The 13,730-nt window shown below is 58.6% G+C and carries 13 protein-coding genes; 8 read left to right on the forward strand and 5 right to left on the reverse strand.

Annotation, left to right across the window (positions count from 1 at the left end; all coding sequences use genetic code 11):
- Positions 1 to 84 precede the first annotated feature (84 nt).
- Together fabG and FAES_RS02895 are read right to left on the reverse strand one after the other, a co-directional pair.
- Complete coding sequence (gene fabG / locus FAES_RS02890) at positions 85 to 822, reverse strand: 3-oxoacyl-[acyl-carrier-protein] reductase (protein ID WP_015329693.1); 738 nt, start codon at positions 820 to 822, stop codon at positions 85 to 87.
- A gap of 61 nt (positions 823 to 883) precedes the next feature.
- Entirely contained in the window at positions 884 to 1,354 is a 471-nt protein-coding gene (locus tag FAES_RS02895) for a MaoC family dehydratase (protein WP_015329694.1), read from the reverse strand.
- A 65-nt stretch (positions 1,355 to 1,419) separates the two neighbouring features.
- Here FAES_RS02895 and FAES_RS02900 point away from each other — a divergent pair, with 65 nt between their 5' ends.
- Together FAES_RS02900 and FAES_RS02905 are read left to right on the forward strand one after the other, a co-directional pair.
- Positions 1,420 to 2,220: an alpha/beta fold hydrolase gene (locus FAES_RS02900; RefSeq protein ID WP_015329695.1), complete on the forward strand. Its 801-nt coding sequence runs from the start codon at positions 1,420 to 1,422 to the stop codon at positions 2,218 to 2,220.
- 35 nt (positions 2,221 to 2,255) lie between these two features.
- On the forward strand, positions 2,256 to 3,230 hold the full coding sequence (locus tag FAES_RS02905) for a hypothetical protein (RefSeq protein WP_015329696.1): 975 nt from the start codon (positions 2,256 to 2,258) through the stop codon (positions 3,228 to 3,230).
- 7 nt (positions 3,231 to 3,237) lie between these two features.
- On the opposite strand, the gene FAES_RS02910 is transcribed toward FAES_RS02905, so the two are convergent.
- The 3 genes from FAES_RS02910 to FAES_RS02920 all read right to left on the reverse strand — a co-directional run bounded on the left by FAES_RS02910 (position 3,238) and on the right by FAES_RS02920 (position 6,749).
- Positions 3,238 to 4,320, reverse strand: coding sequence for a hypothetical protein (locus tag FAES_RS02910; RefSeq protein ID WP_051054014.1), 1,083 nt, complete (start codon positions 4,318 to 4,320; stop codon positions 3,238 to 3,240).
- A 43-nt stretch (positions 4,321 to 4,363) separates the two neighbouring features.
- Positions 4,364 to 5,254: a type IV pili methyl-accepting chemotaxis transducer N-terminal domain-containing protein gene (locus tag FAES_RS02915; protein ID WP_015329698.1), complete on the reverse strand. Its 891-nt coding sequence runs from the start codon at positions 5,252 to 5,254 to the stop codon at positions 4,364 to 4,366.
- A 187-nt stretch (positions 5,255 to 5,441) separates the two neighbouring features.
- The gene (locus FAES_RS02920) at positions 5,442 to 6,749 is read right to left on the reverse strand and encodes an Nramp family divalent metal transporter (RefSeq protein WP_015329699.1); all 1,308 of its coding nucleotides are present in this window, start codon (positions 6,747 to 6,749) and stop codon (positions 5,442 to 5,444) included.
- 124 nt (positions 6,750 to 6,873) lie between these two features.
- On the opposite strand from FAES_RS02920, the gene FAES_RS02925 reads away from it, so the two are divergent.
- The 6 genes from FAES_RS02925 to FAES_RS02950 all read left to right on the forward strand — a co-directional run bounded on the left by FAES_RS02925 (position 6,874) and on the right by FAES_RS02950 (position 13,727).
- On the forward strand, positions 6,874 to 7,536 hold the full coding sequence (locus FAES_RS02925; protein WP_015329700.1) for a metal-dependent transcriptional regulator: 663 nt from the start codon (positions 6,874 to 6,876) through the stop codon (positions 7,534 to 7,536).
- 126 nt (positions 7,537 to 7,662) lie between these two features.
- Positions 7,663 to 8,742 carry an LptF/LptG family permease gene (locus FAES_RS02930; RefSeq protein WP_015329701.1) on the forward strand — a complete coding sequence of 360 codons (1,080 nt, stop codon included), beginning with the start codon at positions 7,663 to 7,665 and terminating at the stop codon, positions 8,740 to 8,742.
- Between the two features lie 138 nt (positions 8,743 to 8,880).
- Positions 8,881 to 9,813 (forward strand): DMT family transporter, encoded by a 933-nt coding sequence (locus tag FAES_RS02935; RefSeq protein ID WP_041257434.1) that lies wholly within the window; start codon positions 8,881 to 8,883, stop codon positions 9,811 to 9,813.
- A 34-nt stretch (positions 9,814 to 9,847) separates the two neighbouring features.
- Positions 9,848 to 11,287 carry a DUF6056 family protein gene (locus tag FAES_RS02940; protein WP_015329703.1) on the forward strand — a complete coding sequence of 480 codons (1,440 nt, stop codon included), beginning with the start codon at positions 9,848 to 9,850 and terminating at the stop codon, positions 11,285 to 11,287.
- Complete coding sequence (locus FAES_RS02945; RefSeq protein ID WP_015329704.1) at positions 11,284 to 12,027, forward strand: glycosyltransferase; 744 nt, start codon at positions 11,284 to 11,286, stop codon at positions 12,025 to 12,027. The genes FAES_RS02940 and FAES_RS02945 overlap by 4 nt, the downstream gene beginning before the upstream one ends.
- Positions 12,028 to 12,032: 5 nt before the next feature.
- Positions 12,033 to 13,727 (forward strand): hypothetical protein, encoded by a 1,695-nt coding sequence (locus FAES_RS02950; protein WP_015329705.1) that lies wholly within the window; start codon positions 12,033 to 12,035, stop codon positions 13,725 to 13,727.
- Positions 13,728 to 13,730 lie beyond the last annotated feature (3 nt).

Raw genomic sequence — 13,730 nt, forward strand, 5'->3', positions numbered from 1 at the left:
TTGAAAAAACGATGCGTGGCAAGTAATCAATCCGCTGCCAGTCGACTGACCGCGTATCGCTCATCACGTACCACGCATCGTTCGTCAGGAAGCCTGCCCGCCGTTGACGCCCAGTACCTGTCCGTTTACGAACGAGGCTTCGTCGGAGGCCAGGTAAAGGTAAGCGTAGGCAATGTCCAGCGGTTCGCCCATTCGTTTGGCGGGAATCAGTTGAATAGTGGCCTGCCGGGCTTCTTCGGGCATGGCGTCGGTCATATCGGTGCGGATGAAGCCGGGGGCCACCGCATTGGCTGTGATACCTTTCGAGCCCAGTTCTTTAGCCCAAGTGCGGCACATGGCCACCACTCCCGCTTTAGTGGCGGCGTAGTTGGTCTGCCCAAAATTACCGTGAATACCAACTACCGACGAGGTGCAGATAATGCGCCCGTACTTCTGCTCGACCATGTGCGGCACCACCGCTTTGGTGCAATTGAACACGCCCGTGAGGTTCACGTCGATCACCTGTTGCCACTCCAGGTGGCTCATTTTCAAAAGCGTACGGTCGCGGGTGATGCCCGCGTTGTTGACCAGAATATCGATCTGCCCGTATTGCTCGAGCACCGCCCGAACGGCCTCTTCCACGCTGGGTACGTCGGTCACGCTGACCCGCATGAACGTGGCCTTGTAGCCTTGATCGCGCAAGGTCTGGGCCGTGTCTTCGCCCTCGTCGAGCATATCCCAGATCACGACGGCAGCACCCTCGCGGGTGAAGAGTTCGGCGGCGGCCCGGCCAATGCCGCGAGCCCCGCCGGTGATAATGGCCGTTTTATTGGCTAAACGCATAAGGTAACAGGGTTTATGGTAGGTAGAACCGTAAGGGCGGCTTGCGGCGCTACGGCGAAAATCACTCAAATAACAGCATAATCAGCTCCGCGACGCAAGCGGGCTTTTGCTGACCGTCGACCTCAAAGACGCACTCGATAATGGCCCGAACGCCAGTCGATTCTTCGTTGGCATTCTGGGGCTCCACGTGGTGCAGCCAGGCTTTCATGCGCAGGCGGCTGCCGCTGGGCACAGCGTTGGTAAACCGGATCTTGTTGGCGCCGTAGTTGATCGCCATCTTCACCGACTCGACCCCGTACACGTCGGCCAGCAGGCGCGGCGCCAGCGAGAGCGTTAGAAAACCGTGGGCGATGGTGGTTTGGTAGGGCGATTCGCGGGCAGCCCGTTCGGTGTCGAGGTGAATCCACTGGTGATCGCCGGTGGCTTCGGCAAATTGCTGAATCTGTTCCTGACTGATTGTAACCCAGTCAGTGGTGCCGAGTTCTTGCCCGGCATGGGCCGTAAAAGCGGCGAGGTTAGGGAATGTTTGCATGATAACTGTTGGATACTGGCTACTGGAAACCGGATATTTGATGTCTAACCAAGCGTCGCCCGTCTGTGCCCAGTGAGTCCCATCCGATAGCCAGTCTGCATTACATCAAATACGGAACGGGCCCGACAATCTGGCTGGCGTTGCACGGTATCGGGCAGGATGCCAGCTGCTTTGCCCCGTTCGGCGAGCGGTTGGCCCAAACGCACACCATCTACTCACTGAACCTGCCTTTCCACGGGCCGGACGCCGACGGGCCGGACGCCGAATGGCCTGCTACCATAACCAAACCCTACTGGCAAAGGTTATTGGCCGATTTTCTGTTGGCCCACCAGATCGACCGTTTTTCGGTGGCGGGGTTCAGCATGGGTGGGCGGTTTGCGCTGGTCACGGCCGAGTTGTTTACCGACCGGATCGATCAGTTGATCCTGCTGGCGCCCGACGGGGTCACCGACGATCCCTGGTTCAGGACAGCCACCAGCACCCGGGCGGGGCAGGCGGTGCTCCGGTTTATGTTAAATCATACCGGCTTCTTTCACCAGGTCGGGACGGGGTTGGTACGGCTGAAACTGCTGAAACCGGGGCTGTTGCGTTTTGCCGAAGCAACGCTGAAAACCCCCGCGCAACGTACCCAGATTTACCGGTCCTGGACGGCCTTTCACCCGCTGACGATCGACGTACCCGCGCTGGCGCAACGGCTACGTACCCAGCAGGTAGCGGTGTGCCTGATTCTGGGCAAATTTGACGCCGTGCTCCCCGCGGCCTACACGCAGCCGTTGTTGCGGGCGCTGCCCGAGTGCCGCCTCGTTGTGCTGCCAACGGGCCATACGTCGCTGGTGAGGCGGGCGGCCGACGAAATAATGCTATAATCGTGCACCTTTACGTTTAAGATCGACCAATCGCCATGTTTGTTCAGCGCCATTTTCTCACCATCGCCGTTGTGCTGTCGGTAGTATTCGCCATTGCGATGGGGGCTACCGTTTACCAGAAAGGCCCCACGCCGCCACCGGCTGCCACGCCAGCCGCGCAACCCAACTTCCGGGCCTACTGGTTTGGCGGGAAAGCTGAACTCAATCACTACCGGCTCGAGCAAGCGCAATACGGGGCCATGAACCCCGGCGAAGCGGTTCTGATCTTCGTGACGGAAGATTTTCGGACCGATCAGCAGGTGAAATCCGAGACTGAGGCCAGCCACGACCGCTCGGTACCGGTGCTGAAAACCAACTACATCCGTCGCTTCAAAACAGGCGTATACGACTACTCGCTCTTCACGTCGGTGTTTACGCCCATCGATAATCCGGCCTTTCCAAACACGTTGAAAGTCAGCACCTCGGGGCAGGAGTGGTGCGGCCATAGCTACGTGCAGGTGAGCTACAAAAACAACGGCTTCCGGGTGAGCGGGCGTTCCTATTTCGAGCAGGAGGTAGCCGAAGACTACGATGTCGATGAGGCCATGCTGGAAGATGAACTGTTCAACCGAATCCGGCTCAACCCCGCCGCCCTACCTACCGGCGACATTCACCTGATTCCCGGTACACAGGCGGCCCGGCTGCGCCATAAGCGATTGGCCTCGCTGCCCGCCACCGCCACACTCGACACCGTCCGGGCGACGGAGTGGGTACGTACCCACGCGCCCAGCCCCGCAGCCAGCCAGGTGGTGGCGTATTCGGTTGACTATAAAGACGATGGGCGGTCGCTGCTTGTGGTATTTGAAACAGCCTTTCCGCACCGGATCTTGGGCTGGGAAGACACCTACAAAACAAAAGACCGCCTGCTGACGTCGCGGGCGGTCCTGACCAGTTCGTTGCAATCGGACTATTGGGCCCACAACACCCCCGCCGACAGTACGCTACGGAACCAGTTGGGCGTGGGTTTCTAGGAAGGACCTACCTTACCTCCACTATGGTGAAGGCCGACTGATTGGGCTGGCGCACTTTATTGGCCACTTTGGTGGGCAGGCGATCGTCGTCGTGGATGAGCAACAGCGTATTGGGTGTCAGAAACGTCAGGTCTTCGGCTTTGTGCGAAAGCCAGAGCGGCTCGTCAGTCGGGGTACGTACCACGGTCATCGTGCCGATTGCCAGTTCGGCTTCGGTGGCAGTCCACAGGTAAGCGCCTACGTTTTCGCCGTCTTCATGGGTCGTAATAATCCAGAACAACTTGCGGACCGGGTCGTATTCGAGGCTCGATAACGCCAGCTTACCCGTCAGCTTTTCGGGCGTTTGCTCCGCCACGTTGACGGTGCCCAGCAAACTGAAATCGCCCGCCAGTTCAACATGCTGATCGGTACCACTGCCGACCACCTGATACGGCACGCTCAGCACCCTGACGACGGGCTTAAAATCCTGGAAACTGTTGCCTTCTTCCCGAACGCCAAAAAACAGCCGGTCGGCGGTGGCTGTCAGCCCTTCAATTTTGAAGTAGCGCACCAGGCCGTAATAATCGAGGTCGCTGAGTGCGATGGCCGACGAAATCTTATCACGCAGTCCCACCGACGTATTCAGGGAATCGCTGACGTTGGGCGCGCCCCCCAGCAAACGTACCTGCGCGGGCTTCCCAGCGGGCCAGCAAAGCAGCATGTTGTAAGTGTTCCAGGCGTTGCTGCCTTCTTTCACGCGGTCGAAGGCGGTAGTCAGAAACACCCATTTACGGTCGGGCGTCTGGGCCAGCTCTTCGTATTTGATGCCCCGTTTGAACAGACTATGGGTGAAATAGGTGGGCGGTTGCTGGTTGTAGAGCGCCTCGGTAGTAGCCCAACTCCCAACCGATGCCTGCCCGTTGGGCATGGGTTTGTCGTGCGCCATCAGCACCGATTTGCCGTCGTACAGGATGGCCGACCCTTCGAACCAGAACGGCTTACCGCCTGCCTTGACACTGTCTGGAAAACCAACCGAAAACCCCTCAAAGCTAACCGACGCCCGAATGGGCTTTAGCTGAGGCTGAGCAACGGCGGCAGACACAAGCGCCATACACGAAGCGGTAAGCCAGGTCAACCGCTTGCAAAACAGTAGGTTAGTCAAGGAGTTTGGCATATATCGCGGTAATCTTATCCATCTTGGCCAGCATCCGGTTGGTCACAGTGAACACCTCGCCTGGGTCCATTGATTTGTCCTCGAAAGCCAGGCAGTTGGTTTTGTTGCACTTCTCCTCAATCTCGCGCCAATCGATTACTGCCTGCGCGATGGCATCGTCGACCTCGATGGTGTTCATATCTGACATCACCAATGTTGTGATACCGGTTTGAATCCCCGTCGCTATTTGTTGGATCTGTTTTACGATGTCGTTATTGGGGGTAGTGAGGCCACCCACGTGGGCGCCATAATAGAGCGTGAGCCGTTGGGTCAGCAGTCGTATCCGTCCCGCCTGACTGGTGTTGGCGGCGATTGCATCGACCGCCGTCTTCGTTTCTGACTCTGGCCGTGGTTGAGTGGCCGCCCATTTCATCAGCGTTACAACCACATCGTTGGTCGCCGCCAGCAGTTGCGAATTCGCAGCAAGCACAGCCTGTGCATTGTCCCGGTTGGGTTCGGCCTGCAACAGCTTTTTGTAATCGGCCCAAAGGCTTTCTTGTTTGGCCAGCAGTGCAGCCATCGTTGGCGGCGTATTGGCCTTCAAGATTTTTAGGTTCTCCTCAAACTGCACCACCGACGTCTGCAACTCGCGTGTGGCGACATCGGCGTGCTGGTTCAGGAATCGGAATATGAAGTCTTTACCCAGGCGCTGCGACAGAAAGCGCTGTTTATCGGCTATGTTGATCGACGTACCTGGCTGAAGCGACTTTTGGGCTATAGCAATTGACCCGGCTCCGGTGGTAAGCAGATAAAGCAGCAGTTTGGCCAGTCGGTGGAAGCGTTCCGTGGACCAGCGAAAACGCCGGGTCTGGATAGGGTTGCGGGGCGGCATACGTAAAACGGTGGATAGGTGCCGGTAGAGTAGCACATCGTACCGCAACTTACGTACCAATCGGGCACAAGCGCGAATTATTGCTTGGGTATAAAACTGAATTTAGTCGGCTGGGTTACTTAACGGTACGCTCTCGGGAAAAGTGACTATGTGTACTTATCCGATTAGGAAAAAGCGTATACGACCATTAACCCAATACCGTCTCTACCAATAGGTAGCCGTTCAGCACGATGATGAGAACAGCGACGCCCCAGGCCAGGGTCTTCAGCCAGAACGGGTTGACAAACCGACCCATTTTCAGCCGATCACTCGTGAACTGCACCAAAGGCACCACGGCGAAGCTAAGCTGAATCGACAGGATAACCTGGCTCAGCACGAGCAGTTCCGACGTACCCCGTTCGCCGTAGAGCAGCGCCACTACCAGTGCCGGAATGATAGCAATCAGGCGCGTAATCAGCCGACGTACCCAGGGCTTGAGGCGCAGGTTCAGAAACCCTTCCATCACGATCTGGCCCGCCAACGTACCTGTGAGCGTGCTGTTTTGGCCCGAAGCCAGCAGCGCCACGGCAAACAAGATACTCGCCATGCCCACGCCCAGCAGCGGGTCGAGCAGGCGGTGTGCATCGGCAATGTCAGCCACCTGCTGATTGCCCGAGAAATGGAACGCCGCCGCCGCCAGAATCAGGATAGAGGCATTGATGAAAAAGGCCAGCAGCAACGATATCGTCGAGTCAATCGTAGCAAACTTGATGGCCGTAGCCCGGCCCGTCTCGGTGCGGGGGTAATCGCGGGTTTGCACGATGCTGGAATGCAGGTACAGGTTGTGGGGCATCACGGTGGCCCCCAGAATCCCGATGGCGATGTATAACATGCCGGGGTTGGTGACTACCTCCAGCCGGGGAATCAGGCCACCCATCACGGCGCGTACGTCGGGCTGAGAGGCAATGAGTTCGTAGCCGAAACAGGCGAGAATGACAAAAATCAGCCCGGCCACCACCAACTCGAGCATACGGAATCCTTTGTGTTGCAACCAAAGCAGCAGCAGCACATCAACGGCCGTGATGACGATACCTACGGCCAGCGGCATGCCAAACAATAAATTCAGGGCAATGGCCGAGCCAATGACTTCGGCCAGATCGGTAGCGGCAATGGCGATTTCGGCCAGCACCCACAGGCCAATGCTGACGGGGCGGCTGTAGTGTTCGCGGCAAGCCTGTGCCAGATCGCGGCCCGTGGCGATGCCCAGCTTCAGCGCAAGGTGTTGCAAGAGAATGGCAAACAGGTTGGAAATCAGCACGACGCTGAGTAGCCGGTAGCCAAACTGCGCGCCGCCCGCAATATCGGTCGCCCAGTTGCCAGGGTCCATATAGCCCACGGCCACCATGAGGCCAGGGCCAAGGTAGGCTTTCAGGGTGCGGAAAAACCCCGCCGATCGCGGCACGCGCACGCTGGCGTGCGCCTCAGGCAACGACTGGGTAGAGGGGTCAAGGAGCATAGAATCAGGACGAATACGGTGATTTTTAGAGTGGTCTAAAAATATATTCTTACTAACCAAAAACTGATTTCCCGTTGGTTCTGTTCAACTTGCGTTCATAAACGGGAAAAAATTTTGCTACCCCATGCCGACGCAGTCGCCCACGGAAGAAAACTACCTGAAAGCTATCTACGCCATTTCAAACCGGCAGGATGGGGAAGAGGTGAGCACCAATGCACTGGCCGAAATGACCGCCACCCGCGCGGCCTCCGTCACCGACATGCTCAAGCGGCTGGCCGACAAGGGGTTGATTCATTACCGTCGGTATCAGGGCGTGCGCCTGACCGACGAAGGCGAGCGCCGGGCATTGCGGATTATCCGGCGGCACCGGCTGTGGGAGGTGTTCCTGGTCGAAAAGCTGGGGTTTGGCTGGGATGAGGTGCACGACATGGCCGAGGACCTCGAACACGTACGGTCCGATGAATTGGTGGCCCGCCTCGATACGTTTCTGGGCAACCCGCAGTTTGATCCGCACGGCGACCCTATCCCGACCCCAACCGGCCAAATGCCCCGCACCGGCTACCGCCCGCTGGCCGACCTCAACCCCGGCGACGAAGCGACCATGATGGGCGTGCTGGATCATTCCACCGCGTTTCTGCAGCACTTGGCGCAGTGCGGGCTGGTGCTGGGGTGTCCTGTTAAAGTTTCTGAAATCAATGCCTTCGACCGGTCGATGCGGGTGACTATTGACGCCCATCCGGCGTTATTCATAAGCTACGACGTAGCGAAAAATCTGTTAATGAAATAACACCGGATTGCATCCGGTGCAAGTGAGGCTCCGCCCTCGTCGGCTTTCTCGCAACGCAGAATTGCCGAATAAAGGCAGGAATGGCGAAGCCTCACTTGCACCAGGCGTTGCCCGGTGAACCGATTGATGAAAAAGTTAGACTGGTATATCCTGAAACGCTTTTTGCAGACCTACTTCTTTGTGGTGCTGCTGATCGTGTTGATTGTCTGCGTCGTTGATTACACCGAAAAAGTCGATGACTTCCGGAAACGAGCCGCTCCAGGCGCGGCCATTCTGTTCGACTATTACCTAAACTTCATTCCGCACTGGGCCAACATGATCAGCCCGCTGATGGTGTTTATCGCGACGGTTTTCCTGACTTCGCAACTGGCCGCCCGCAGTGAGATCATCGCCATCCTGAGCAGTGGCGTAAGCTTTGTCAGGCTGTTGTACCCGTATGTGCTGGGGGCCACGATCCTGGCGGCGTTGAGCTATTACATGGTGAACTACCTCATCCCGAAGGCCAACAAGACCCGCATCGCCTTCGAGTTGAAATACACCAAAGACGCCTACACCTACACCGGCCGAAATGTGCACATGAAGGTGGCGCCGAACGTGTATGCCTATCTGGAAAGCTATAACAACCTGAATAACACGGGTTATAAGTTCACGCTCGAAGAGGTGAAGGATAACCAGCTAAGGCAGAAGCTCTCGGCCGACCGTATCGAGTGGGACACCAAGAAAGGCAAATGGGCCATCTACGACTACCAGGTACGTCGGTTCGACACCGATCAGCGCGAATCGCTCACGCCCGGCACTCGCATCGACTCGACGCTCAACCTGAAACCGTCTGATTTCGACTCTGACTTCAGCCTGTTCGAAACGCTGACCAAACCCGAACTCGACAATTACATCAACCTCATCAACAGCCGCGGGGCCGACGGGGTGCAGATTTACCTGCTCGAAAAATACAGCCGCGACACCCGCCCCTTCGCCATCATCATCCTGACGGTAATCGGCGTGATTATGTCGGCGCGAAAAAGCCGCCGGGGTGTGGGTTGGCAGGTGGCGCTAGGGTTCATTCTGGCGTTTGTCTACATTCTCTTCTACATGCTGGCCAAGGGCGTGGCCGAAGGTGGCACTATTGATCCGCTGCTGGCCGTCTGGTTACCCAATATTGTCTTTTCGGGAATCGGCGTACTGCTGTACAATACCATTCCGAGGTAAAAAAAGAGCCGGGGTGGCAGGGCGGCGTTGCTGCGGGAGTGGCTGGGATGGTTCGCATCGTACCTTTGTCCCAGGCGACCCCTGCGCGAAGCAACCACGCTATCCGTGCGTGAAGCGACCCTGCGGCAACGCCACCTTATGCTCAAACATTACCTGCATCTTCATTTTATTGTCCTGATCTGGGGCTTCACGGCCATACTGGGGCTGTTGCTTGAACCATTGGGGGCGCCCGCCCTCGTCGTCATCCGCACCGGGCTGGCGGCGGCGGGACTCTGGGCGGTGCTGCGGTTCTGGAAATCATCGGAGAGCAACGTACCCAACCCCGCCACGTACCCACGCGACCGCTGGGTGCTGCTGGCCGTAGGCGGTCTGATCGCCATCCACTGGTTTGCCTTTTTCTGGGCGGCGCGGCTGGCCAACGCGTCAGTTTGTCTGGCGGGTATGGCTACCAGTTCCTTGTGGGCGTCTATCCTGGAGCCATTGATCCTGAAACGCCGCGTGAAACTCATCGAGGTGGTGCTGGGCGCCGTGGTCATGTCGGGCCTGTATTTGATCTTCCGGTTCGAGTTCGATAAGGTGGCCGGGCTGGCGGTGGCGGTGTTTTCGGCCATGCTGGCGGCGCTCTTCACCATCATCAACAGCCGATTTACCAACCGGTATAGTTCGCTGGTCATTGCCCAGCGCGAAATGGGCGGCGCCTTCCTGACGTCGCTGCTCCTAACGGCCGTTTACGTGGCCGTAGCCCATCCGCCGCTACACGAACTAACCCTGCAACGGCCCGGCCAATGGCTGTGGATGGCGGTGCTGGCTTTCGTCTGTACGGTCTATGCTTACACGGCGGGCGTGGGTCTGCTGCGTAAGTTTTCGCCGTACATGGCTATTTTGACTGTTAATTTGGAGCCGGTTTATGGCATTTTGCTGGCGGTCTTGATCTTTGGCAACAGCGAACGCATGACGGGCGGCTTCTACGCGGGCACGCTGGTGATCCTGCTGGCCGTGCTGAGTTACCCCTTTCTGGTCCGCGAGCAACGCGCTGACACACTCGAAACCGGGGCCGACCCGCTGGACTGAATCCCGTAGACCACACCCATTCACGCTGTACCTTATGACGTCTCCGCTACTGGCCCGCCTGCTTCCGTTTGCCGCCTACGGACTGTTTGCCCTTGTTTTTGTCCCGCTGCTGGCGCTTTCGGCGTTCAACCACGCGTCGGCGGCCGACGATTACTGCTTTGCGGATACGGCGGTGAAATATGGTTTCTGGCAGGCGCAAACGTTTTACTACAACGGCTGGACGGGGCGTTACTTCTCAAATTTTCTGGTGCACGGCAGCCCGCTCGTCTGGGGCTGGTACGGTGGGTACCGGTTCATTCCGGCACTGGCCGCAACGGGCTGGGTGTGGGCCGCCTACCTGTTTGTCGGCGAACTGCTGCGTGGGCTCATCGCTCCGGCTTCGGTACGTCGGGTGAGCGTCAGCCTGACGGCCATCTTGTTCTTCCTGTATATTCTGGCCCTGTCGAGTGTGGTAGAAGGGTTTTTCTGGCTGGCCGCCGTGACCGTCTACACCGTCCCGACGGCGCTGATGCTCTACTGGGGAGCTGTGATGCTGCGCTGGTATCGGCAATCGCCAGGTACGTTGCGTACGCTAACTGGTGTCTGGGCGGGCGTGCTCGTCTTTTTCATTGCGGGCTGCGGCGAAACGCACATGCTGCTGCTGCTGGGCATCCTGGCGGCGGCGGGTTTCTGGGTACTGTTGCGCGACCGTCGGCTTGATTGGCGGCTGGCGGCCATGTTTGTGGTGGCGGTTATTTCGGCCTGGCTGGTGATCCGGGCACCGGGTAACGCCGTTCGGATGAGCGGCGGTGTTACGGCGGGTAGCGTGCCGACGGCGCTGAAACTGTCCTTACTCTGGCTGGCGAAGAACGTACCTGGCTGGCTGATTCGGACGCCGCTGTTGCCCCTATCGGCCTTGTGGCTGCTGCTGGGCGGGCGCAACCTGCGCGAAGGAGGGCGACCCAACGCCTTCGTCAACCTGCCGTTCTGGTACGCGGCACTGGTGGTGGCAGGCCTGTTGCTAGCGACCGTGCTGCCGTCGTTCTACGCCACCCAATTCATCACCGACCGGGCTGTCAACGTCACCTACGCCGTTTTTCTGCTGGGCTGGCTTTACCTGCTTACGACCCAACTGGCCCGCGCTCAGCAGCTGTCGACGGGTACGTACCTGCCCGTGTTGCTGGGCGTAACGGCGATCTGGGTGCTGTTTGGTATCTGGCGTAGTCAGCCCGTCAAGCTGATGTATAGCGATCTGTTGAAAGGGAAGGCTGCGGCCTATGACCGTGAAATGACCGAGCGCCACAACCGACTCATTCAGCCGCCCGTGGCCGATACGCTGCGGCTGGCCCCCCTGACCGTGGCCCCAGCGACGCTCTACGTAGAAGATATGCGCGACAGCCCAACGCACTGGTGGAATCGCTGCCAGTCGGGCTATTACCAACATAAAGCCATCATCATCGATTCAACGCTCCGCGCGCCGGCTGCTTCGTTATGACCAACCCCGTTTGCATCATTATTCCGTGCTATAACGAAGCCGACCGACTGCCCGCCGAGGCCTTTCTAACATACCTGACTGCCCACTCCGACGTATCGTTCTGCTTTGTGAACGACGGCAGCCGCGATGGGACGGCCGACGTACTGGCTCGCCTGCAACAGCAAATGCCCCGGCAGGTCGACGTGCTCAACCTGACCGCCAATCAGGGCAAGGCCGGGGCCGTGCGGGCGGGCATGCAACACACCTTACCCAAAGGGTACACGTATCTGGGCTATTTCGACGCGGATCTGGCCACGCCCCTGACCGCCATCGACGACCTGCGACGGGTGCTCGATCAACAGCCCGATTGTCGGCTGGTGATGGGTTCGCGCATCAAGCACCTGGGCGTCAATATTCAACGAAAGGCGTTTCGGCACTACGTGGGACGCATCATCGCTACCTTCATTAGCCTCATCCTGAACCTGCCCGTGTATGATTCGCAGTGCGGGGCCAAACTGATGCGCCGCGATGTGGTCGACGCCATCTTTCGCGACCCATTTATCAGCCCGTGGCTGTTCGACGTGGAACTGCTGGCCCGGCTAATTGGCGTCTACGGTCGCCCGAATCTGCCAGGTAAACTGCTGGAATTTCCGCTGCGGGAATGGATCGAGCAGGCCGATTCGCGCATCAGTCCTACCTACATGTTCCGCATGTGGGCCGAACTTTACCGCATCTACCGCACCTATAATCACCTGCGCTAACCTGCATGACTGCTTTACCCCGTTCCTTTTCGGTCTGGACAATTGGGTTGATCGCCCTGCCCGTGCTCGTGTTTGGCGGCCTGCTCTATACCTACGCGCTGAATATTCCGTGGTACGACGACATCGAGGCGTTCGTAGCGTTTTTGCCCGCTTACGACCGCGCCCCCACGTTTGGCGAAAAGCTGTACTGGCTGCTGAAACCCAACAATGAACACCGGATCTTCTTCGGGAAAGTCGTTACGGTAGCCATCGCCCGCCTGACGGGCGAGTTAAATTTTCGGTACATCATTCTGGTGGGTGGCGGCTGCCTGCTGGGCATCCTGACCATCTTTAGCCGGGTGTTCCGTTGGCAGAAAACGCCCTGGCTGTGGTTTGCGCCGGTGCCGTTCGTGCTGCTCCATCCGCAATTTCATCTGGCGAGCCTGTGGGCGATCACGTCCATGCAGCATTTGGGCGCCACGTTTTTCGTGATGCTGAGCCTGTATTTACTGGCGAAACCAGCCTCGACTGGTCGGTTTGGGGGGGCGGTGCTGGCGCAGACGATTGCGGCCCTATCGATGAGTAACGGTCTGTTTGGCTGGGTCGCGGGTGCGCTGGTGTTGCTGGCGCAGCGACGCTACGGCCATCTGGCGGCCTGGGTAGCCATCAGCGCGCTGGTGTTCTGGTTCTATTTCCACGATTTTTCCAGCCCGCAGGGCAACGAAACGAGTATTTCGTTTTTCCTGAAACACCCGCATCTGGTCTTTTTCGGCTTCTTCACGTTCATCGGTGCCCTGTTCGACTTCGTCCCGAACCAGCCCATTCTGTGGCGGAGCGTACTACCTACGTTAGCGGGTTTTGGCATCGTGGGCAGCATAGCGTGGTTGGTGTGGCAACAGCGTTGGTGGCAGAAACCTACGGGTCAGGTGCCAGCCGAGCGGCTCCACCAACGCTATTTCTGGCTGGGTGGCTACACGTTTCTGCTGGTCAACGCGGTGGTGGTAGCCTTTCTGCGCCCGCGTTTCGGCTACGACCTGATGCTCATCAGCAACTACATGCTCTACCCAGCTTTGTGGATCTGTCTGCTGTATATGCACTGGATGGGTGAGCAGGCAACCCGAACCAACCGATCGCTGGCCGTTGTGCTGAGCCTGAGTGTGGCGGTCTGGGCGCTATCGTATACCCTTAACTGGCCGAAGGTGCACAAGTGGCATCAGTCGCTTCAGGCCTACGGGTTCAACCAGCAACATGCCGCCATCGGGCTGGCGGGTCAACTCAACACGCCCCTCGCCGATTACGTCGATCAGCACATGCGCGAGGTGGTTCAGCTGGGCTATTACCAGTACCCCGTCATCCACGCCGCCCTGCCCGATTCGACGTTGCTACGGCCGGCCGCGTCGGTGGGAGCCTTTGTGCCGCAACCCGCCACCATCACCTCGCTGCCCGATCGCTGGCAAATCGAGCTGTTGCCGTCGCCCGCCTTATCAGCCCGCAATCCGGCGTTTATGCTGTTGCAGTCCGACGCGTATACGTACCTGCTGGGCAATCAGGTGTCGGTCAAGCTGGCGTCGTTTGCGCTCAACCGGCCCGTCATGGCCGTCCAGGTAGAAGCCTATAAAGGTAGTTTCCGCCCCGGTCGCTACCGGCTGGGCTGGGCCACCACCGACGGCGCGTCGACCCCCGTCGTTCGCTACACCGATCAGTTTTTGGTGGTGGAATAAGCG

It is taken from the genome of Fibrella aestuarina BUZ 2, assembly GCF_000331105.1.
Lineage (GTDB): Bacteria > Bacteroidota > Bacteroidia > Cytophagales > Spirosomataceae > Fibrella > Fibrella aestuarina.

Excerpts from the sequence above, each read along its gene's own strand:
- fabG (WP_015329693.1), bottom strand. The coding sequence starts at position 822 with ATGCGTTTAGCCAATAAAACGGCCATTATCACCGGCGGGGCTCGCGGC.
- FAES_RS02895 (WP_015329694.1), bottom strand. The coding sequence starts at position 1,354 with ATGCAAACATTCCCTAACCTCGCCGCTTTTACGGCCCATGCCGGGCAA.
- FAES_RS02905 (WP_015329696.1), top strand. The coding sequence starts at position 2,256 with ATGTTTGTTCAGCGCCATTTTCTCACCATCGCCGTTGTGCTGTCGGTA.
- FAES_RS02910 (WP_051054014.1), bottom strand. The coding sequence starts at position 4,320 with ATGGCGCTTGTGTCTGCCGCCGTTGCTCAGCCTCAGCTAAAGCCCATT.
- FAES_RS02915 (WP_015329698.1), bottom strand. The coding sequence starts at position 5,254 with ATGCCGCCCCGCAACCCTATCCAGACCCGGCGTTTTCGCTGGTCCACG.
- FAES_RS02920 (WP_015329699.1), bottom strand. The coding sequence starts at position 6,749 with ATGCTCCTTGACCCCTCTACCCAGTCGTTGCCTGAGGCGCACGCCAGC.
- FAES_RS02925 (WP_015329700.1), top strand. The coding sequence starts at position 6,874 with ATGCCGACGCAGTCGCCCACGGAAGAAAACTACCTGAAAGCTATCTAC.
- FAES_RS02930 (WP_015329701.1), top strand. The coding sequence starts at position 7,663 with ATGAAAAAGTTAGACTGGTATATCCTGAAACGCTTTTTGCAGACCTAC.
- FAES_RS02935 (WP_041257434.1), top strand. The coding sequence starts at position 8,881 with ATGCTCAAACATTACCTGCATCTTCATTTTATTGTCCTGATCTGGGGC.
- FAES_RS02940 (WP_015329703.1), top strand. The coding sequence starts at position 9,848 with ATGACGTCTCCGCTACTGGCCCGCCTGCTTCCGTTTGCCGCCTACGGA.
- FAES_RS02945 (WP_015329704.1), top strand. The coding sequence starts at position 11,284 with ATGACCAACCCCGTTTGCATCATTATTCCGTGCTATAACGAAGCCGAC.
- FAES_RS02950 (WP_015329705.1), top strand. The coding sequence starts at position 12,033 with ATGACTGCTTTACCCCGTTCCTTTTCGGTCTGGACAATTGGGTTGATC.